Below are 20,076 nucleotides of genomic sequence, written 5' to 3'. Positions count from 1 at the left end.
AGTTATTTCCCCGAATTTCAGGTGCAATAAAGGTTATTCAGTCATTGTTAACAGAGATTCCTATCCCCTCAAGCTCCTCAGTAATTTCTTGATGATCATGCCGAATAGTGAGATCTGAGCTGTCAACGCTTGTACGGTCGTAGTTGAATGGAAGGTCACCGGTGATGCTCACGATACCATCCATCACAATCTGCGGATCAAGAGGCCCGCTGCGTTTCGATAGGCTGACTAATGAGGTGTCCGCCAGGATGTCTTCAACTCGACTTGTCTCATACTCGTCCAGCGTTTCAAAGGCGTCCTCAGTAGTGACGAACCGGGCTTGGACCCTTGAATCCTGAGCGAATTTGGCGACGTCCTCCAACACCTGCAGATCGATTTTCGGAACGACCAAAATAACCGTACTCTCTGCTTCAAGAAATGCGTCGTAGAGGATACCGTAGAAATCGTTCGGTAGGGACTTCCCCGACGTTTCGGGTTCACGAATCTTTTCCAGCAGGTATTCGGTACCGCGATACGCCAGATCCCGACTGATTAGGAACGGGCGATCGAATGGAAGGAACGAGCAGTCCTCATCGTCGTCGACGCAGAACGTACATCCGTCCCAACATATCGGCACGTGCTGGAATATATCGTCTAGAAGCGCACGCTCGCGCTCGGATCGGTTGCCCAAGTCGTTTACCTGATGGATTCCTTGCCGAATCGCCTTCGGGTGGGGGAAAATGTTGATATCTTCCAGTGTCTCAAGTCCAGTTCCCACTCGCTCCGCGTCATCGGTGTCGTATTGTGCAAGTTTGTTGGTCGCTTTGGATTTTGACTCGTGCACTTGGGAGCGGTGTTCGTCCAGGAATGAGTGGACCGAATCGAGAATGGACTCAAAGGATGTCTCTGAGTCCTCGTCACGGAGGTCTCGCTTGAGACTATCCAGATAGCCGAATCCTCCAATCGCAGACTCGAAGAAGACGATGCGCTTGCTGTCTGCTGGGATGTCCTGTAATTCTAACTCTGGGTGTTCAAGATAGTACTCAATATGATCGTGGTCACACCCGTAGGTGTTAACCAACCAATCACGCAACGCGTGTGCTATGGTGTGGATAAACGTAATCTCGGCAAACTCCATCGCCAACTCATCTGTTTCGAAATCAACGGTCTCAACCGCCTCAATCAGCGCGTCTAGGTCGGTATCTTCATCCCTCTCCTCGTCCTCACCACCACGAATTCCAGCTTCAACCGCGTCACGCAACTCTTCAAACGCGTCGAAGCCACCCTTTGGCTTGATAGTGTCAACGTAATCTAAGTCTACGTAGAGGTGGTACTTCAGCGCGATCCAGTTGCGGAGTGCTTCATTTTCCTCCAATAGATCAAGTAACATATCATGCAACGACTCGTCTCCAAACGAAAGCTGGACAGCGTTCACGTTCTCCATCCGGAAGCCGATCCCCTCCTGTGTGTAGAGTGATGGGGAGCCAAACATGTAACTCGGCTTGTAATCGAACGTGATCTCGTTAATGTAGGCGTTTACCTGACCGGCTGTAGTGAAACTCAGTTTCGCCAGCGACTCCGCATCACCCCGTATACTAGTGACGTAATCATAGTTTCCGGAGGTCGGATCCTGATAGCCACGTACTATCCCCGGATAAATCTTGAACAAGCGTTCGTACTGGAATGGTCCTTCGTAGTGGTCACAGCGACTACCGCCGGTGAAGTCAGGGCAGTGTTGACGCATCGGACACTCCTGCTTGTTCGACGATGTCAGGACCCACCCCAGCTGACAGCTGTATCCCGAATTTAGTGCTTCATAGCTGAATTCGGCATACATCGGAGGATACTGCCAGGCACTTCGTTGCTTGTATTTGTGATGCTTGAATTCGATTGAGGCATCATCCTCTTCTCGAAACGTCTTTGTACGGAGAGAATGGGGATGGACGACATCCTTCTCAAACGTCTCCTTCGTTACTTTGTACGAGTCACGAACGGACTGAGATCTGTATTCCGACTTCAGCCACCGATCTGTCCGGAGATACGAGACTGGAGTTAAAAGTAATTCGTACGGGCTAGTATTTTGCAGGCTGAACGGCGTGAAGCTGTACAAAGCCTGCATTCCTGAGCGGTTTGAAGACTCTGATGCCGTATCTAGGTCATCTGTGGTTTGATCGTCACTCATTATTCGAACCTCATTTCGAATTTCGGTCGTGGGGGTTCCAGGAGTAGTGAGAACTGAGCGCGGCCTTGTAACATCTCACTCAGCGCATCGAATATCGAGAGACCATAGTTTTGGTTGTCTAGTGCTTGATGGAAGTTGTCGATAGACTTTGAGGCGGAGAGTCGTTCTAAATCCATATTTTTGAGGCTCTGTAACGAATCGTCTAGGTCGGCTAAAAGATCCCGCACCCCATCAGGGCTCTGTTCTTGACCGTTTCCACTGAGTTTCGTTCTAATTTCCCCCCAGTCGTCACTGATATCGCTCATGCGATGACCGGTCTCATTATGGAAGTTCGCTGGTGACCCGTAGGCATCGTTAATCCATGGCTGGACGTGCTGGAACCGCAACGCTTCGATATCGTCTTTTGCCGGGAGTGCTTCTCGTGCCGCGACAAAATCCTCGTAATGGCTGTCGTACCATTCAGTTAGTAGGCTTTCATCACGCTCGGTCCAGGCCCTATGAATCGAATCTGAGAGTTCGGCCAAGATGTCCGTCAGCTCGTCAACTGTATCCACGAATTCAGAATACCGTCTATCTAAATCATCTGTAAACTCGTTTTCCGACTCCAGTACTGCTCGTAACGATACAAGATCTTTCTTTAGATGCGAGGTTTCGTTGAAGGCTCGTAGGGATCTGGAGATGACTATATCTGGCTCAACCGTATCATTGGCGTCTGCCTCTTTTTCTCGCCCTTCGACAATCATATCGATGTAGTTGCGGAACCTCTCAACCCCGTCTTCTAACTCCTTATCGGTGAGGAGTCCAATCCGGTCGTTCAGTGTGTCTATTCCGTCTAAATCTCCGGAAAGATTTCGTAATGCGACCAAGACATCTTTTTCGCTCTCAAGCCGTTGATCCCCCTCCAGGTAGGTTTTCTTGTCTCGAAGTGCTCGAGAGTACATCACTAAGGATAGAACATGTTGCAGCTTGATTGAGCGAGTATTTGAAATTTGTTCCGTATCCAAGAATTTGGGGTCTCGAAGCTTCCGAGTTAAGTTCTCATCGTACATGTACATCTGGCTCGCCGGGTTTGGCGAAAACATTAGAATCCCAAGCCCAACTCGCTGGGTCGATGGGTCACGACCCGCGCGCCCGACCCGTTGAATCACCCCCTCTTCGCCTGTCGGCGGGAGTTGATACTGGACGACCGCTGCGATTCCTGACAAGTCAATACCAACTTCCAAGGTAGACGTGGAAAACAGATATCGATACGTCCCATCGTTGAACCGATCCTCAACAGTTGATCGCGTGGACGGCTTGAGGTTTCCGTGGTGAGTTGCGAACAGTTGCCTGAAATCCTGAATCCGGTCTTGACCTGCCGCTCGGCTCGTTAGATATGAATCTGGAGAGAGTGGTCTCCACGAATAGCTATTCGATGGGATGGGGTCTTCAACACTATGGAGGTGATCGATAACTTCTGCACCTGCACGACGGCCGGGGTGGAGAATCGTGTCCTTTACGAAACTCTTCATCTTGTTTAACTCCCCAATACTGTCAATGAAATTGATCGCTCGGAAGCCGTGCTTCTCAGACCACAGTCCAAGTATCAAAGTAATCGCTTGATTCAGGGTTTCAACTGCTCTTCGAGGAGTGGGGAGGAGGTACAGGTGAATCAAGAGTCGCTTCTCTGTCTCTACATCCGCTGATTCAATGGCGTCCTCGTAATTGATGTACGTGAGTTCGCTGGGGTCGATAGCCGCCAAATTCGCGATAAATTCTTTTGGCTGGGCCATGGTAGCAGAAGAGAATACCATCTGTGCGCTCTCTCCGCGGCGAGAGGTAACATCTTGCAGCAGCTGCAGGATATAACTTACATGTCCGCCCTTGTAGCTGGTATTGACGTGCGCTTCGTCTAATACAACGAATTCTACATCTTGGAGTCGATCAACTCCACCTGACAAGAGGAGGTTTCTGTAGACCATATACAGATTGGAGACGGTAATGGTCGGTCGCTGTTTCCGGATGGGCTCTTTGCCGACCACGATGTGACTGTAATCAAGGGGGCAGGAATCATGATTGCTACACCGGATATGAATATTGCTTTGCGGATTTTGTACTTCCAGCACACCGTCACAGCCATCGTGAACGCAGTCCAATCCCCTGTAGGACTGTCCGTGATCGTATTCCTCCACTCGCTCTCGGTCACCATCTTCTAACCCGACGGTTATCGGCTCCGCACCAATCTCCGAGAGCACTCGATTCAGACTAGCAGTGTAATGGAGGATGTCAGAGTATTGGTCTCGAGCTAGTGCTTTCCTCGGATACAGTAGCAAACAGTTTGTTCCGTTCCGCCCAGAAGCTTCCTTATAAAAGCTCTTGAGAATCGCTGGCAACAAGAAGGACAGTGATTTGCCGCTCGCAGTTGGGGCTTCCAGACTGAGATACTCCGTTTCTTCGTCAAGCAGCGATTCGATAACCTGTCGCTGGTGACTCGATACCGTCTCGATTCCAACTGACTCTATCTGCGAGATTACGTTGGCACGGTGTTCGTCCGGGAGTTCTGATAACACCTCTTTGATTGGATGTGTATCAAAGTCTGGAACATACTGTTCCTCGATCTCAATTTTGTGTTCTGAAACTAGCGACGGTTGCTGTTCGCGGTTGCGGATATTGACAATCCGGAAAAGCAAATCGAAGTGGCTGGTCCGGTACGTCCCATCATCATATTCAATTAGCTTTCCAGCATCTTCGAGCTTCTCCTGGACGTCGTCGGATACACACGACTCGATATCACTAGTCGTCAATCGTAACGAGGCGTCTCCTAGTGCCTGCTGATCACCAGCTTCAGTATATTTCTCGTATTCACGGCGAATCAAGTCTCGATAGCCCTTACCAGCTGCTTCACCCAGAATCATTTTTTGCTACCTATCTCTGCCTGTTGGTCATGCTTGGTGAGCTCCGACCGGAGATTCCGAATGACCTTTCGAAATGCGGCTCTGTCAATATCCTCCTCCGGAATAGCGATATGTAATTCTGGTGGAGAGGCCGATCCAGAAAGACCCTCCGACCTGATGGCGCGGCTCAATTTCCCGACCTCTCGGTTGATGATTTGTTCGAACTGCGCTTCCTCGTCAATCAACGAGAGTAGTTCATCCTCGGGAGTGATATCCACTGTCGTCTGAGCTGCGAACAGACAGACCGTGTGAACAAACTGCTCAATTAAGAACTCCACTTCAGGTTGGAGGGCGGACTCGTTCGCCGCCTTAATATTCGACTTTAGATATTCAACCAGCATATTGACGGGGATTCCTGAGTCTCCTTTCACCCCGACGTAGTAGGTGTGTATTATTCTGGCGGTTGCATTGTTGTAAGCAATGATAAACGCAGCGTCCGGTGGCACGTCAGTATGACGTTCTGGATTTCTAATCCGGTGCCGCAGTAGTTCGGCCTCTCCGGTATGCCAAGACAGTCCTGAAGATAGGATGTTGGGAGATTTGGTGGTATACAATTCAATAAGAGCAAACAAATCCTCACCGCAGAACCTGTCTGAAGAGATGCTATCGGCCAGTAAGCGAAGTTGATTCCCGGCCACGACTAATCCTCTATGCATGACACAAGACTGAATTGCGCTTATGATACGGGATTCAATCTCGTATCGAGCGGCAAAGGAAGAGACTGTATCGTCATGCAGCATCCAATATACTTCGAAGAGCCCTTCTACGAGCAGCTTTGAGCGGTTCTCAGTGGCGGTTTCCATTAAAACATCCATCTCATCATAGAAATTTTCATATTTTTCTTGCGGGAGTTCGGTGAGGAGTTCAGAGAGATGAGACTCGTACACCGGCCTAAATAAATCCGCTCCGACATCGTTATAGCGGACCGTTAAGACCTCATAGAACTGGAGTTGTTCAGGAACCACAATCGTGGGCTGACCAGCACCAAACTGCGCCTCGTTGTCGAGAAAAAAGAATCCAGAGTGATTAATATGCGGCACAAGGAACTGTTGCAGTCTTAGATCATCTGATGGAACATAGAGACTGTACTCCATCACCTCACCGACGATCTCGAAATATTTCTCGAGGCTCAATTCCGCCAATTTGTCCTCATCACTTTCGTTCAACTCAACGACGACATCGAACAACCCGTCAAGTGGATGCCCACTTACAACTCGTCCGTCACGCTCAGCGACTTCTGAGATGTATGTACGCGGCGTCAGGAGCTCTAAGAATATGTCTATCACCCCACTAGGAGTTAGTTTCTCAATTGCCTCAATCAGATAGAAGTAAATCATTAACAACGTCACAGCACTTGCCATCGAGATAACGGCAGCCGCCGATGTCCGCTGCCACGGGGTCATCGAACTTGCGGCCAAGAGACATACTATATCAAGCAGAAGGGCTAGCGTGAAGACCTGAAACGTCCGACGAAAAATCCAGACGCGCGTAAAAATCCAGGAGACTCGTGAGGAGAGTTCAGAGGATTTGAGCTCGACACCAATCAGTGTCACCGTAAACGCAACTGCAAAAATCGCTGTCTTTCCGGTTAAGAGGGCGGTCGCGAGCGACTTTAGTGATGATGTGGACGTGGCTCCATAGATATTAGCAATTAGACTACCGACTACTCCTGCTACAAGAGCGAACCCCAAAAATAAGGCTGACAGCCAATCGCGATATTTGGGGAGCTCTCGGACCCTCATTACGTTCGCCACCCACAGCACTTGCAAATATAACTGTGCATGCCTTCACTTTACGGCAACTTCACGAAGCGACTTGGCTGCAGTATCTTCAATCAGAGATCTGACTGAGTCTGGGAGTCCGAGAGTTTCGTAGACCGTCTGATCAAGTTGCTCCCGGTTTTGAGTATCGAGAAAGGTGTTGAACGATTTTGACAATAACTCGTGGGCGTCACTGTTTAGATGATCGAATTCTGGGCACGCAATCGATTTAGCACCTGTCACGCTTAACTCGCATACACCCCCGCCATAGACCTGGCCACTTAGCCGAACACATACTTCACCGAGTGTGGAGTTTAAGAATGCGAGTAGACTCTCAGTCGTTGACGCATCATTCGGTGTGACAATCAAGAAATTCTCATTCGCGACGATTTGATCCTGATTCCAGTAAGCAGTATATGCCTTATAGATTCGTCGAGGAAGTAGAACCGGTCCAGTACACTTGGTCTTCTCATCGCTCAAATCGTACCAAGGGTCACGGTTGGCTCCCTTGATACGAGGTTTTTCGTTGTAACCAGTGAATGTCTCGTCTGTATTCCGTTGACCGACCTCACGGTTTTCTCCCCATTCTACGTATTCAGCTGCACTATTTTGATTGGCGACATCGGTTTCATCAATATCAAGCAGTTTCCGGTCTGCATTGTCGCCAGTGATTCGTGGCGATTCGAAATTACTTGGTGAGTGTGCAAATGGCTGTTTGTACTTTTCAGCAAGTGAGGGAGAGGAAGATGATTCTTTCTCCGGATCAAATGTATAGAACTCCTTCGCCAGCGTTTGCAGTCCAATTCGCACATTGGCGACGGTCTCGAGCTCAGTGAATAAGGAGTCGTTCCTGATGTACTCAATCAACTCTGGAGCTCGCAACAACTCGTCGAAGTTATCGTCAGGATTGACGGGACTCTCTACGGAGGGCAGCATTGCCTGTTTGCGGAGTTCATCAATGGTCTCGGCACCTACGAGCTCTGCTTCATCTCGTAATTGGATGAATTCAATCTCCTGACTGTCTCCGCTCGATTCCTCACTTCTCTCTGCAAGAAGACATACCGGATTTGTCCCCGCGTCGAAGGTCGTGTGCTCGAACCCAATGATGGCTCGAATATCGTATTCGCTGAAAAGGAACTGTTTGAACTCAGTCCCATACCGCTTCCTGAGCCAACTGTTTGACAGTACGACAGCAAGGCGTCCTCCAGATTCCAGATACTGTGTGACATGTGCCGTCACATAGCAGTAGAGATCCGTATTGCCATTGAATCCGTACTTTTCCGTGAATCGAGTTTTCACACTATCCGGTAGCGAAAAATTGCTCGCCCCAGCGTACGGTGGATTGCCGACGATCGCTTCGACCATCGGCCCGTCGTATGCGAAAATATCCCCCGCACTAATTCCCGGCAACGAGATTTCGAACTCCCTGTGGATCCTCTCTTTTAGTTTATTGACTGCATCTTCGTCGACTTCCCGCCCGAATACCGTTGTCTCAACTGTCTCTGGATTTGCACCCAAATCGAATTTCCGACGGCAGATTTGCTTCGCAATGTTCCCGCTCCCCACAGTCGGCTCCAAGACAGATGTTCTCCCCTGCCTTACGGCCCAATCGGTGAGGAACCGTGCGATTCGCGCGGGAGTGTATACTTGGGTCGGTTCATGGCCGGATGACTTGAAATCCTGTGGCTGGACTCCAGTATCAGGGGTAGGTCTATTAAGCTCAAATACGGCATTTTCGTCTGTATTGATGCAATACAGGCCCCGGTTGACCCGTGCGATATACCCCTTCTCAACGAGTTTCTGCAATGCGTACTCGACCTCCCCCTTTTCGAGGTCTGTGGTCTGTCGAAAGTAGAGAGGGTTACCGAGCCCCCACCCTGGCCCATCTATCTCTTTTTGATTACGTAAGGCAGATAAGATACGTACCTCAGTGGGAGATAAATCACCGCTGGGTGTTGTCACTATAACGGTAGTACAGCAGACCTGCACTTAGTTATTTTGCTCCGCAAAAGGTATCTGCAGAACTGGTGGGCTGTCTACGCATCTTGGGAGAGGCCTGGTTGTCCAGATGTGGGAGAGACGAATAACTGGGAGTTAGGAATGAAGTGCTAATGCACAGATTTTGTCGTTCGCAACTACTGCCCGGGCTGTAGTTCCAACAGTTTCGGAGGATCGGCTATTTTCATCCGAGACGGCGTCGATTCGTGTTCTATTCACACGTCGCTCCGGCAACACCGCCTCCCGAAGGTGGCCGAGGTCGGCATCGTCGAGTACGGCAAGGACCGCGGCACGGTCGAGCGGTCGCCGGAGCGACGGACGGTCGATCCCACACCGACATCTTTTATTCGCCGTCATCGAACGGTGAATCGATGGCGTCACCGTCGAACGATTCGCCTGCCGTGTTTCTGGCGACAGTCGCGGCGAACGTCGTCCCGCTGGTCGGCGTGTTCCACCTCGGGTGGAGCGCACAGACGTTCGCGGTCGTCTACGCGATGGAACTGGTCGTCGCCGTCCCGTTCGCCGGAGTGAAGGCGCTGTTCGCGCGCCGTCCGCCGAACTACGACGAACTGGAGCGCCCACAGGAGGGTAACCCGCTCAAGCCCGACGAGTGGGGCGGGGTCTCCGCCGGACCGAGCGACCTCAACCGCCGGCGCGGGAACGTCACGGTCGTCGACCCGCTCCCGCCGATCTACCCCCGGAACGTCCCGTTCGTCTTGCGAGCGTTCGGGGCTGCCGTGGCGCTCGTCGGGATGTTCCTCTTCGTACTGAGCCGGTTCATCGACGTGCCGGCGACGCTCGCCGATCCGATTGTGGCGGCGAGCGCCGTCACCCTGATCGTCTCACACGTCGGCGTCATCAACCGCGAGTACTTCCGGAAGCGGCGCCACGAGACGAGCACCCCCCGGGACGTGATCGGAAGCGCGAAGAACGAGGCCGGGGTAGCCGTGGTGGTGCTCTGGTTCGCGGCCGCCGGTGGTCCGACCGGCGCGCTGGTCGCGTTCGTCGCGGTGAAGCTACTCGCGGAGTGGCGGGGCTACCGCGGCGGGCAGTCGTCCGACCCCGACGAGGCGGCGGGGACGCTCCCGCCAGTGGCGGCTCCGGACGCGGCACCGACGGCCGAGATCCGTCCGGACCGGCGCGCCGTCCGCGCCGCCGCGCTCTGGCGGGGCGCGACGTCCGCGATCGGCGGCGGCCCGGCGTACCTCCTCGCGTGGGTCGGGCTCACCGGCGGGTCGGCGGGGGCGGTCGCCGCCACGGTGATCTGTTTCGGCCTCCTGCCGGCCGGCCTCGGCGGGCTGAAGGCCGTCGAGTACGCTCTCACCCACGGCACGCTGGCGTACCAGCGCCGCGACGACGCGGTGGTCGCGTACGACGACCTCACCGGGGCGGTCCAGTGGGCGACCCCCGTCGACGACCTCCGGGACGCAGAGCTGTGCGAGGGAGAGCTCGTCGACCGCGCCTGCGACACTCGGACGTTCTCGCTCACGCCGTCCGCGGGGGAGTACGACCGCAGCGTCGCGCACCTCCGGGAGTACGTCCGGGCCGTCGAGGCGTTCGAACTCCCCGTCGAGACGACGGCGTTCGGCCCGTTCGACCGACGCGTGGCCGGGGCGGCGGCCGCGGCCGGAGCCTGTGGCGTCGCCGCCGTGGCGGGCGTCGCCTACTACGCCCCCTCCGTCGCGGCGGTCGCGGCCGGGTTCGGCGGCCCGTTCGGCGTCGTCGCCCTCAGGTCGGCGTGGCGGTGGGCGCTCCCGGCCGCCTGAACCGACGCCGACGGCGGGCGGCGGCGCCGCGGCCGGTCACCGCGACGCGGCCGGGGACATCGTGACCTGGGGGCCGCTGGAGTGCTCGAAGACGGGGTCGGGGTACAGCTTCCCGCCGATCTTTCCCTCGGCGGGGAACTCGAGAACGAACGTACCGCGGCTGTGGTCGTCCGCTACGAACGCCAGCGGATCACACTGCTGTGAGACTCGCTGACGTCGACCGCTGGACGATGCGTGACGTCCTCCGTGAGCGCGGCGTCGAACTCCGCCGCCGACTCGTCGACGAAGACGACGCAGCTTACGAGGTAGGGACAGCACGCGAACTCGAATTCGCTGATGCGGACTCGGACGACGTGGAACCGCCCGCGAAGTGACAGGTGACGATATTCCGGCGACCCCGAGCGTCGTGTCCCCTCGGATTTCGCCCACATCGATCAGCTGTGGGTCGTCGTCGACCTCTCCGGGAACCGTAGGTACCCGTCGTTCGCGAGGAGATCGAACACGGCGTTGATACGCGTCCGTATCGCCAGTCTGCAGTTGAGACACTCGACGGACGGGATTCCAGTCGCGACGATTTCCGACACCGTCACAGACAGGGAGGCGGTCGTCAGTGACCGTCTCGATGCCGGTGAAACACAGGTCCACTCTCCCGCTACGAGTCGCCGGGGTCGCGTGTCCGACACAGCGACGGGTGCGTACCGCCGTTCACGATACGCGGGACGCCTTGCCCACCGGGCGGAGGGAAGCGGGTAGCGACGTGTGGCCGGGGTGGTTCCCGCCGTGTTGCTGCCCGACGGCTGCGTTCCCGACCGTGACTGTGCCGTTCGCGGTCGGCGGGGTCAGTCGTCCTCACGAACGGGTCCGATCCCTGACTCGAACTCCACGACCTCCTCCTGGATGAGGTCGCGCTCGAAGTAGAGGAGTTCGACGGCGAGCACGACGGCGGCGATACCGATCACCATGTAGAACGTGTTTGGCTCGCGATCGTAGAGGTTGTACAGCATCAGCGGAAAGAACGCCAGAGCGCCGACGGTTCCGACCGCGGGAACGACGGCGTTCACCTCGTCGTGGCCACGCCGGCGGAACGCGAGATAGCTCATCGCACCGAAGACCAAGATGAACGACAACGACGCGAACGAGGTGATGGCACCGAGACTCCCGTACCACGTGAACGCCGCGGTGATCGCGCCGAGGACCAGAACCGTTCGTTCGGGGATGCCGTCGGCGGCCGCGTCCCCGATCTGATCGGGGAGCAGGTCGTCACTGAGCATGCCCTTGGCGAAGTGCGCCGACGAGAACAGGGTCGCGTTGATCGCACTCCCCGTCGAGAACAGCGCCGACAGGGCGAGCACGACCGCCCCGGCGCGTGCCAGACCGTACGGCTGCATCACCATCGAGGCGGCGTCCTTCAGAGCGACGTGTGGGTGAGACTCGAGCGCCTGCGGGACGAGGTTCACCGTCACCATCCCCGCGAGGACGTAGATGGCGACGGCGACCGGGATGGAGACGTACACCGCCTTCCGGATGGTTTCGACGGGGTCCTCGACGCTCTCTTGGTCGTAAAACAGGAGCTGCCACCCCTGGAAGGCGACGAACGAGATAGCGGCCGCCATGACCGGTTCGAACCCGCCGAGCCGGCCGACGCCGTATTCGAAGGAGGCACCGCTGACGCCGAACGCATACACGAGCCCGAGGATACCGAACGCGACGAGGATGCCGACCTTCAGCGCGACGAGCACGTTCTCCGCGGCGCCGGTCGTCCGGGCTCCGAGCAGGTTCAGACCGACGAACGCGGCCACCGCGGAGACCGAGATGAGCGGCCGGGCCGGGAAGCCCCCGAGGCTTTTCGGGACGACGGCGAACGCGACCGTGAACTCCCCGAAAGCGAACGCGTACATCGCCATCGAGCCGATGTACCCGAACAGGAGCGTCCAGCCGACGATCCCGGCCGCGGTGGCGTTTCCGAGATAACACTGGACGAACGTCACGGATCCGCCCCGGTTGTCCGTGAGGCTGTTGAGCGTGTTGTACGAGTAGCCCGCACACATGGCGACCGCACCGGCGAGCAAGAACGCGACCCAGATGGCGGACATCGTTATCCCCGCCACCACGCCGAGGACGGCGTAGATGCCGCCACCGATCATGCCCCCGAGTGCCATCGAGACGGCTTCTTTCAGTCCGAGCGTCTCACTCATGGCTATCGACCTCCATCGAACACGCTCCTCTCGGTGCGTTAGTGAGCCGCGAGGAGAGAATCCTTCGCTTGAGAGTGCAAGGACCCGGCGAGTGCACGCCGCGCGTTCACCAGGTGTGCGCGCTCCGACTCCCCGGGAACTCCCCCCGTCGACGTGGTCGAGCGCTCCTGCTCGGCCACGCCAGGGGTCCTCGTCGCCGGTCGCTACGTCCGGACCATCGAGGAGGACCTCCGGACCATCGAGAGGCGCCTCTAGTCGCCCTCCGGCGCGAAGACCGTCACGTCGCCGTCGCGGGTCAGGCCGAGTTCGACCGCCGTGTCGAGGCGGTTTCTCGTGGTGTGCGCCTCCAGTCGCCCGAACAGGTGCGTGTAGAGTTCCGGGCGGCAGTAGGCGAGTTTCGTCCCCGTCTCGTCGCCCCGCTCGTACACCCGGTCGACCAGAGCGTCGAAGGTGGTGCCCGCCTCGACCGTAAAGCGAACCGGCGACCGGACGACCCGGATCAGATCGAGCGTCTCCCGGGCTTTCTCGACGTTCTTCTCCGCGGCCCGCTCGATGGCGCTCACGTTCGAGTCGGTGGTCCCCAGCATCTCCGCCACCTCGCGCTGCGTGTGGCCCGCCTCGCGCAGTTCCAGCACCTCCACCTGTCGTTCGGTCAGCGTCGTCGACGCGGCCGAGACCATGCGGGTCAAACGAACGTGTTTGAGATAAGCCTTTACCTCAATCCTTTCTTTGCCAGGCGTATGGACGAACTCTCGGTCGGCCGCCGCGGTGCGCTCGCCGCCATCGCCGCGGGAGTCGGTGGCTGTGTCGGGCGAACCGCCGATCCACCGCCGCCCGTGTCGATGCTCGCGGCCGGCAGCCTGAACGACGCGCTCGAAAACGGCCTTCGCCCGCGCGTCGACGCCCGGTTGCGGGTCGAGGCACACGGCTCGGCCCGGGTCGCCCGACTCGTCGCCGCGGGCACCAAGGACCCCGACGTCGTCGCGTTGGCGGACGTGGCGCTGTTCGACGCGCCGCTCGATCCGCCGTGGTACGCCGAGTTCGCGACGAACGCCGTCGTCCTCGCGTACGACGCCGACAGCGAGGGCGGGCAGCGGGTGGCCGACGCCGCCCCCGGACGCTGGTATCGGCCCCTCCGCTCCGATGCGGTGTCGCTCGGGCGGACCGACCCCGACCTCGACCCCCTCGGCTACCGCACCCTGTTCGCCCTCGAACTCGCCACCGACCACTACGGGTTGGACACGGACCTCCGGGCGGCGATCCCCCGCCGCGAGCAGATCTACCCCGAGACGCAACTCCTCAGCCAGTTCGAAACCGGATCGATCGACGCCGCCGTCACGTACCGCAGCATGGCCGAGGAGCGGGGATACGACTACGTCTCCCTCCCCCCGGAGGTGGATCTGAGCAGCCCTCGGTTCGCGGACCGGTACGCCGCCGTCTCGTACGAACTCCCGAGCGGGCGGGTCGTCGCCGGCGCCCCCATCAGTTACGGGGCGACGATCCGCCACGACTCGGCCCCGGTTCGTGACGTGTTCGCGCGCGCGACGGCCGGCGACTACCTCGACGAGTTCGGCTTCGCCGTGCCCGACGACTACCCCCGGTTCACCGGCACCGTTCCCGATGGCGTCGCGACCTGACGGCGCCGCCCGCCTCGACTGGCTGTCCGCGACCGCGCTGCTGGGCGCGGTGTTGCTCTGTTACTACCTCGCTCCCCTCGTCTCCCTGGTCGTGGCCCAGCCACCGGGGGCGGTCCTCGCCCGACTCACCGCGCCCGAGGTGATCGGCGCCGCCCGAACGTCCCTGCTCGGGGCGGGCGCGAGCACCCTGCTCGCGACGGCCCTCGGCCTCCCGCTTTCCTACTGGCTCGCCCGCTCGGAGGGGCGTCTGCCGGCCCTCCTCACCGCCGTCGTCGTGTTGCCGCTCGTCCTCCCGCCGATCGTCAGCGGCATGGTGTTGCTGACGGTCGTCGGCCCGGACACCGCCCTCGGGAGCGCGGCCGCCGCCGCGGGCGTGCCGCTGACGCGGTCGCTCGCGGGGGTCGTCCTCGCCCAGACCTTCGTCGCCTCGCCGTTCGTCGTCGTCACCTCGAAGGCGGCCATCGAGGGGGTGAACCCGCGGCTCGAACACGCCGCCCGCTCGCTCGGCAAGCGCCGGCTCACGACCGTCCGTCGCGTGACGCTCCCGCTGGCGTGGCCCGGGATCCTGGCCGGCATCACCCTGGCCTTCGCCCGCGCGATGGGCGAGTTCGGCGCGACGATCATGCTCGCGTACTACCCGCGGACGATGCCGGTCCAGATCTGGGTCTCCTTCACCACGCTCGGCCTCGACGCCGCCTTCCCCATCGCCGTCGTCCTCGTCGGCCTCGCCGTCGCGACGCTGATCGCCCTCGAAACGCTCGGCACCAACCCCCTACAGTGACCCTCGACGTCACCGGCCTCGCGAAGGCCTACGACGGGTTCGACTTCGGCCCCCTCGACCTGCGGGTGTCGTCGGAGACCCTCGCCGTCCTCGGCCCGTCCGGCAGCGGCAAGTCCACGCTCCTCTCGCTCGTCGCCGGCATCCTCGCCCCCGACGCCGGCCGCGTCACGCTCGACGGCCGGTCGCTCGTGGGCCGCCCGCCCGAGGACCGCGGCACCGGAGTGGTCTTCCAGGACGGCGCCCTCTTTCCGCACCTGACGGCCCGCGAGAACGTCGCCTTCGCCGCGAGCGATCCCGGTCGCGTCGACGACCTCGCGGCGCTTCTGGAGATCGACTCCGTCCTGGAACGCCGCCCCGCCGCGCTCTCCGGCGGGGAGCGCCAGCGGGTCGCCCTCGCGCGGACGCTCGCGGCCGACCCCGACTGCCTCCTCCTCGACGAACCGCTGTCGAGTCTGGACGCGCCGACCGGCCGTCGACTCCGCGACGAACTCGCCGGACTGTTCGCCGACCTCGACATCCCCGTCGTCTACGTCACCCACGACCGCCGCGCCGCGACGGTCCTCGGCGACCGACTCGCCGTCCTTCGGGACGGGAGCCTCGAACAGGTCGGGACGCCGGAGGCGGTGCTGAACCGGCCGCGGACGGCGTTCGTCGCCCGCTTCACCGGCGCCGAGAACGTCTTCGAGGCGACGGTCGTCGAGCGGACCGACGCCTCGGTCACCCTCGCCGTCGGCGACGCCACCCTGCGGGCGCGGGTCGAGGACCCCGTCCCGTCGCCAGCCCGGATCTGCGTTCGCCCCGCGCGGATCGGCGTGACGGCGGCGTCCGACGGCGACGACGGGGGCGACGGCCTCCGGGGGACGGTCCGCCGCACCCTGAACGAGGGCGACGACCGTCGGGTGCTCGTCGACCTGGACCGGGCGGGGGTGACCGTCGTCGCGGCCGTCCGCGCGGGAGCGGTCGACGCTCCGGCGCTCGACCCGGGGACGGCCGTCCGGGTGTCGATCCCGCCGGCGGACGTCCACGTGCTCCCGGAGGAGTGAGGCCGGTGCCGCGGCTCCCGACTGTCGGGCGGGACGACGGCGTGACCGTCCGAGGAGGGCCGAAGGCGGGTATCGGTGTCGTGGCCCGTCGACGTCGTTCCCCGGCGACCGTCTCGGGGTCTGAGAGATCGGCGCGAGCGACCGCCGGACGAACGATTTACGGCGCTCGGGACGGGTGTGTCAGCCATGTCATCGCTCCGCTCCGGGTCGATCCGGGTCGCCGTCGTCGGGGGCGACGGGACGGCGGCGACGTTTCGATCCGGCGTCGGCGCCGCCGACCCGCCGGTTCGCGTCGAGTCCGTTCCTCCGGCGGCCGTTCGCGAGGGGGACCCGACGGTCGACTGCCTCCTCGTCGACGACGGCGACCCCGGGGTCGACGCCGCCGCCCTCGCCGCGGACGTCGACGACGGTCCGCCGGTGGTCGTGCTGATCGCGGACGGCTACGACCGGACGACCGCGGCCCTGTCGGCCGGCGCCGCCGACACGATTCCGCGTCGGATCGTCCGCGACGACCCGCACCTCCTGGCGACCAGACTCGCCGCGGTGGTGGACTGCGAGTACGAACGCGCCGTGGCGGAGGAGCGCGAGAAGTACTCGACGCTGGTCGAGCAGAGTTCCGACGGCGTCGTCGTCGTGCAGGACGGCGAGTTCACCTTCGTCAACGAGCGGTTCGCGGAGATCACGGGCTACGACCGGGAGACGCTGCTCGACGGGCCGTTCCACGAGGTGTTCACCTCCGAGAGCCAGGAACTGGTCAGGAACCGGTACCGCCGTCGGGTCGCGGGCGAGTCGCCCCCGAACCGGTACGACGTGCAGGTGGAGACGGCGGACGGCGACGTGCGGACGCTGGATCTGGTCGTCTCCCGCATCCGGCACGGCGGCGACCCGGCGACGATGGTGAACTTCCGGGACGTCACCGAGCGCCGCCGGCGCGAACGCGAGTACGAACAGATCTTCGACGGCGTCAACGACACCATCTCGGTCCACGATCCGGAGTCCGGCGAGATGATCGACGCCAACGAGAGCCTGTGTGACCTCCTCGGCTACGAGAAGGGGGAACTGCTCGACGCGGGTGCGGCGGCGATCAGCGTCGAGGAGGAGGGGTACACCGGGGACCGCGGCAAGGAGATCATCAGTTCGGTCGTCGGCTCGGAGGAGCCGACGCAACTGGAGTGGCAAGTCGAGACGAAGGAGGGCGAGCGGCGCTGGCTGGAGATCAACGGCACGACCGCCCGGATCGGCGGCGAGACGCGATATCTGGCCATCGGGCGCGACGTGACCGAGCGCAAGCGTCGCGAGCGCGAGTACGAACAGATCTTCAACGGCGTCACCGACATCATCAACGTCTACGACCCCGAGACCGGGGAACTGGTCGCGGTCAACGACACCCTCTGCGAGTTGACGGGCTACGACCGCGAGACGATCCTCGACCGCGGAATCGGTGCCTTGAGCGCCGACGAGGAGGGGTACACCTCCGAGCGGGCGATGGAGGCCCTCGAGGAGGTGATGGCGGGCGGCGAGCCACGGGAACTCGACTGGGCGCTCGAAACCGCGGACGGCGAGATCCGGTGGCTGGACGTGACCGCCACGCCGACGACGATCAACGGTGAGGACCGCCTGCTGACCATCTCGCGCGACGTGACCGAGCGGCGACGCTCCGAGCAGCGACTGCGGGCCATCCTCGACCGCATCGACGAGGCGGTCTTTCTGGCGCCGGCCCACGAACTCGACCGGGCGTCCCCGGACCCCGACTTCCTGAGTTCCGGCTACGGGGAGATCTGGGGCCAGTCGCTGTCCGACCTCCACGACCGGTATCCCGACGGCTTCTTCGGGGCGCTCCACGAGGACGACGAGGCGGCGTACCGGCGGTTCGTCGAGGGGATACAGGACGACGTCGAGTCCGGGTCGGCCGACGACCGCTACGCCCACGAGTACCGCATCGAGCGGCCGGACGGCGAGATCCGGTGGGTTCACTCCGACTTCTACCCGACCGCGTGGCCGAACGGGCCGCCGCGGATCGTGATCGTCAGCCGCGACGTGACCGACCGGAAGTCGCGGGAGCGCCGGATGGCGTCGTTCAACGCGGCGACCGAGGACCTCGCGACGGCGGACCGGCCGGTCGAGGCCGCCCGCCGGGCCGTCGAGGCGGCGACCGAGACGCTCGACCTGCCCGCCGTCTGTGCGTTCCTCTACGACGACGACGAGGGCGTCCTCCGCCCCGAGGTGTGCGCCGGCCGCGTCCCCGACGGTCACCGGGATCGGGTCGTCGACGCCGGCGACGGCCCCCTCTGGAGCGCCTTCGCGACTGGGACGGTCGTCGACGCCGACGATGGCGACCTCGACGGACTCGCCGACTGGCGGGCCATCGCGCTCGGCAACCACGGCGTCCTGCTGGTGGGGGCGCCGGACCGGTCGCTCGATCCCGACGCGATTCAGGCCGCACACGTCCTCTCGGCCACGCTGGACGCCGCACTGAACCACCTCCGTGGGCAGCGACGCCTCGCGGCACAGGAGGAGCGCCTCCGAACGCAGACGGAACGCGCCGAGCGCCTGGACCGCATCGCCACCCTCACCCAGCAGGTCGAGGCGGCGATCACCGACGCCTCGGGCGCCGCGGAGGTGGAACGCGCGGTCTGCGACCGCCTCGCCGATGCCGGCCCCTACGAGCGCGCCTGGATCGGCGGCGTGGAGGTGGGGGGCGACCGGCTCACGCCCCGCGTCGGCGTCGGAGCGTCGTCCGGCGCCGTCGGCGAGCGGGGACTGTCGACGGCGGACGCCGGGGCCGACCCCCATCCCGCCGTCCGCGCCTGGCGATCCGACGAGGTGGAGGTCGCCGACTCGCTGGTGACCGACGGCCCGAGCGGCGACTGGCGGCGGGACGCGCTCGCCGAGGGCGTCCAGTCGGTCTGTGCCGTGCCGCTGACCTACGACGGCATCACGCACGGCGTCCTCGCGGTGGGCGCGTCCTCGCCCAACGCCTTCGGGGAGCGCGTTCGCGACTTCCTCGACCAACTCGGCACGTCCGTCGGCTACGCCCTCACGGCCATCGAACGCCGTCGCGCCCTGGAGTCGGACGAGACGGTCGAACTCGTCTTCCGCGACGGCGACGGGGCGGCGGCCCGACTCCCCTTCGCCAGGGCCGCCCGCGAGGCCGACTGCCGGGTGCGCCACGAACGAACGGTCACGCGCGACGGGGACGTGAGCGTCTTCTTCACCTTCGACGACGGGGGCGAGGACGTGAGGGCCGTCGCGGAGCGGACGCTCCCGGGGTCGGTGTCGGTCGTGACCGACGACGCCGACTCGACGCTCGTCGAGGCGCGAACCGACTCCTGGTTCGGGTCGCCGCTGGCCGAGTACGGCGCCGTCCTCCGGCGAGCGGCGGCGACGCCCGCGGAGACGACGATCGTCGTCGAGGTGTCGGCGGGCGCGGACGTGCGCTCGTTCACCGACCGCCTCCGGGAACTCGCCCCCGCCGTCGAACTGGTCGCCAAGCGACAACACCAGCGCCAGGAGCGGACGCCCGAGGAACTCCGCGATCGGGTGACCGAGCGCCTCACCGACCGCCAGCGCGAGGCGCTGACGGCCGCGCTCTCGGCGGGCTACTTCGAGTGGCCCCGCGAGAACGACGGCCGCGAGGTGGCCGAACGCCTCGGCATCACCCAGCCCACCCTCAACAAGCACCTGCGCCTCGCGGAGCGAAAGACGCTCTCCCTCCTGTTCGACGACGGCGCCCTCGACTCGACGTAGCCGGCTCCGGGACACTATACACGTAGCCCCGCGGCCGAACCGGGACGACGTTCGT

General features: G+C 61.5%; 11 protein-coding genes and 2 pseudogenes. 7 read left to right on the top strand and 6 right to left on the bottom strand.

Features of this window, described 5'->3' with window-relative positions; all coding sequences use genetic code 11:
- Window positions 1-37: 37 nt before the first annotated feature.
- Genes NBT67_RS05295 through NBT67_RS05280 form a run of 4 tightly spaced genes read right to left on the bottom strand, consistent with a single transcriptional unit; the run spans window position 38 to window position 8,816 of the window.
- On the bottom strand, window positions 38-2,161 hold the full coding sequence (locus tag NBT67_RS05295; RefSeq protein WP_251343765.1) for a protein kinase family protein: 2,124 nt from the start codon (window positions 2,159-2,161) through the stop codon (window positions 38-40).
- Window positions 2,161-5,055, bottom strand: coding sequence for a DEAD/DEAH box helicase (locus tag NBT67_RS05290; RefSeq protein WP_251343763.1), 2,895 nt, complete (start codon window positions 5,053-5,055; stop codon window positions 2,161-2,163). Before NBT67_RS05290 ends, NBT67_RS05295 begins: the two co-directional genes overlap by 1 nt.
- Window positions 5,052-6,836 carry a hypothetical protein gene (locus tag NBT67_RS05285; RefSeq protein ID WP_251343762.1) on the bottom strand — a complete coding sequence of 595 codons (1,785 nt, stop codon included), beginning with the start codon at window positions 6,834-6,836 and terminating at the stop codon, window positions 5,052-5,054. The genes NBT67_RS05290 and NBT67_RS05285 overlap by 4 nt, the downstream gene beginning before the upstream one ends.
- 45 nt (window positions 6,837-6,881) lie before the next feature.
- Window positions 6,882-8,816: an N-6 DNA methylase gene (locus tag NBT67_RS05280; RefSeq protein ID WP_251343760.1), complete on the bottom strand. Its 1,935-nt coding sequence runs from the start codon at window positions 8,814-8,816 to the stop codon at window positions 6,882-6,884.
- 216 nt (window positions 8,817-9,032) lie between these two features.
- Between NBT67_RS05280 and NBT67_RS18170 the strand changes: the two are divergent.
- The 3 genes and pseudogenes from NBT67_RS18170 to NBT67_RS05270 all read left to right on the top strand — a co-directional run.
- Window positions 9,033-9,140 (top strand): annotated as a pseudogene (locus tag NBT67_RS18170) (hypothetical protein); the annotation flags it as partial.
- A gap of 83 nt (window positions 9,141-9,223) precedes the next feature.
- The gene (locus tag NBT67_RS05275; RefSeq protein ID WP_251343758.1) at window positions 9,224-10,618 is read left to right on the top strand and encodes a DUF6498-containing protein; all 1,395 of its coding nucleotides are present in this window, start codon (window positions 9,224-9,226) and stop codon (window positions 10,616-10,618) included.
- Between the two features lie 141 nt (window positions 10,619-10,759).
- Window positions 10,760-10,992 (top strand): annotated as a pseudogene (locus NBT67_RS05270) (UPF0175 family protein); the annotation flags it as partial.
- A gap of 465 nt (window positions 10,993-11,457) precedes the next feature.
- On the opposite strand, the gene NBT67_RS05265 reads toward NBT67_RS05270, so the two are convergent.
- Together NBT67_RS05265 and NBT67_RS05260 are read right to left on the bottom strand one after the other, a co-directional pair.
- Window positions 11,458-12,813, bottom strand: a complete 1,356-nt coding sequence (locus NBT67_RS05265) for an APC family permease (protein ID WP_251343755.1) — start codon at window positions 12,811-12,813, stop codon at window positions 11,458-11,460.
- Between the two features lie 251 nt (window positions 12,814-13,064).
- On the bottom strand, window positions 13,065-13,493 hold the full coding sequence (locus NBT67_RS05260) for a Tfx family DNA-binding protein (protein ID WP_251343754.1): 429 nt from the start codon (window positions 13,491-13,493) through the stop codon (window positions 13,065-13,067).
- Between the two features lie 60 nt (window positions 13,494-13,553).
- Between NBT67_RS05260 and NBT67_RS05255 the strand changes: the two genes are divergently transcribed.
- The 4 genes from NBT67_RS05255 (at window position 13,554) to NBT67_RS05240 (ending at window position 20,021) form a co-directional block, all read left to right on the top strand.
- Window positions 13,554-14,450: an extracellular solute-binding protein gene (locus NBT67_RS05255; RefSeq protein WP_251343753.1), complete on the top strand. Its 897-nt coding sequence runs from the start codon at window positions 13,554-13,556 to the stop codon at window positions 14,448-14,450.
- Complete coding sequence (locus tag NBT67_RS05250; RefSeq protein ID WP_251343752.1) at window positions 14,434-15,231, top strand: ABC transporter permease; 798 nt, start codon at window positions 14,434-14,436, stop codon at window positions 15,229-15,231. The genes NBT67_RS05255 and NBT67_RS05250 overlap by 17 nt, the downstream gene beginning before the upstream one ends.
- Window positions 15,228-16,274, top strand: a complete 1,047-nt coding sequence (locus tag NBT67_RS05245) for an ABC transporter ATP-binding protein (protein ID WP_251343751.1) — start codon at window positions 15,228-15,230, stop codon at window positions 16,272-16,274. Before NBT67_RS05250 ends, NBT67_RS05245 begins: the two co-directional genes overlap by 4 nt.
- Window positions 16,275-16,460: 186 nt before the next feature.
- Window positions 16,461-20,021, top strand: coding sequence for a PAS domain S-box protein (locus NBT67_RS05240; RefSeq protein ID WP_251343750.1), 3,561 nt, complete (start codon window positions 16,461-16,463; stop codon window positions 20,019-20,021).
- Window positions 20,022-20,076 lie beyond the last annotated feature (55 nt).

The organism is Haloplanus sp. GDY1, from assembly GCF_023703775.1.
Taxonomy (GTDB): Archaea; Halobacteriota; Halobacteria; order Halobacteriales; family Haloferacaceae; genus Haloplanus; species Haloplanus halophilus.
This window is presented reverse-complemented; position numbering and strand designations above follow the sequence as displayed.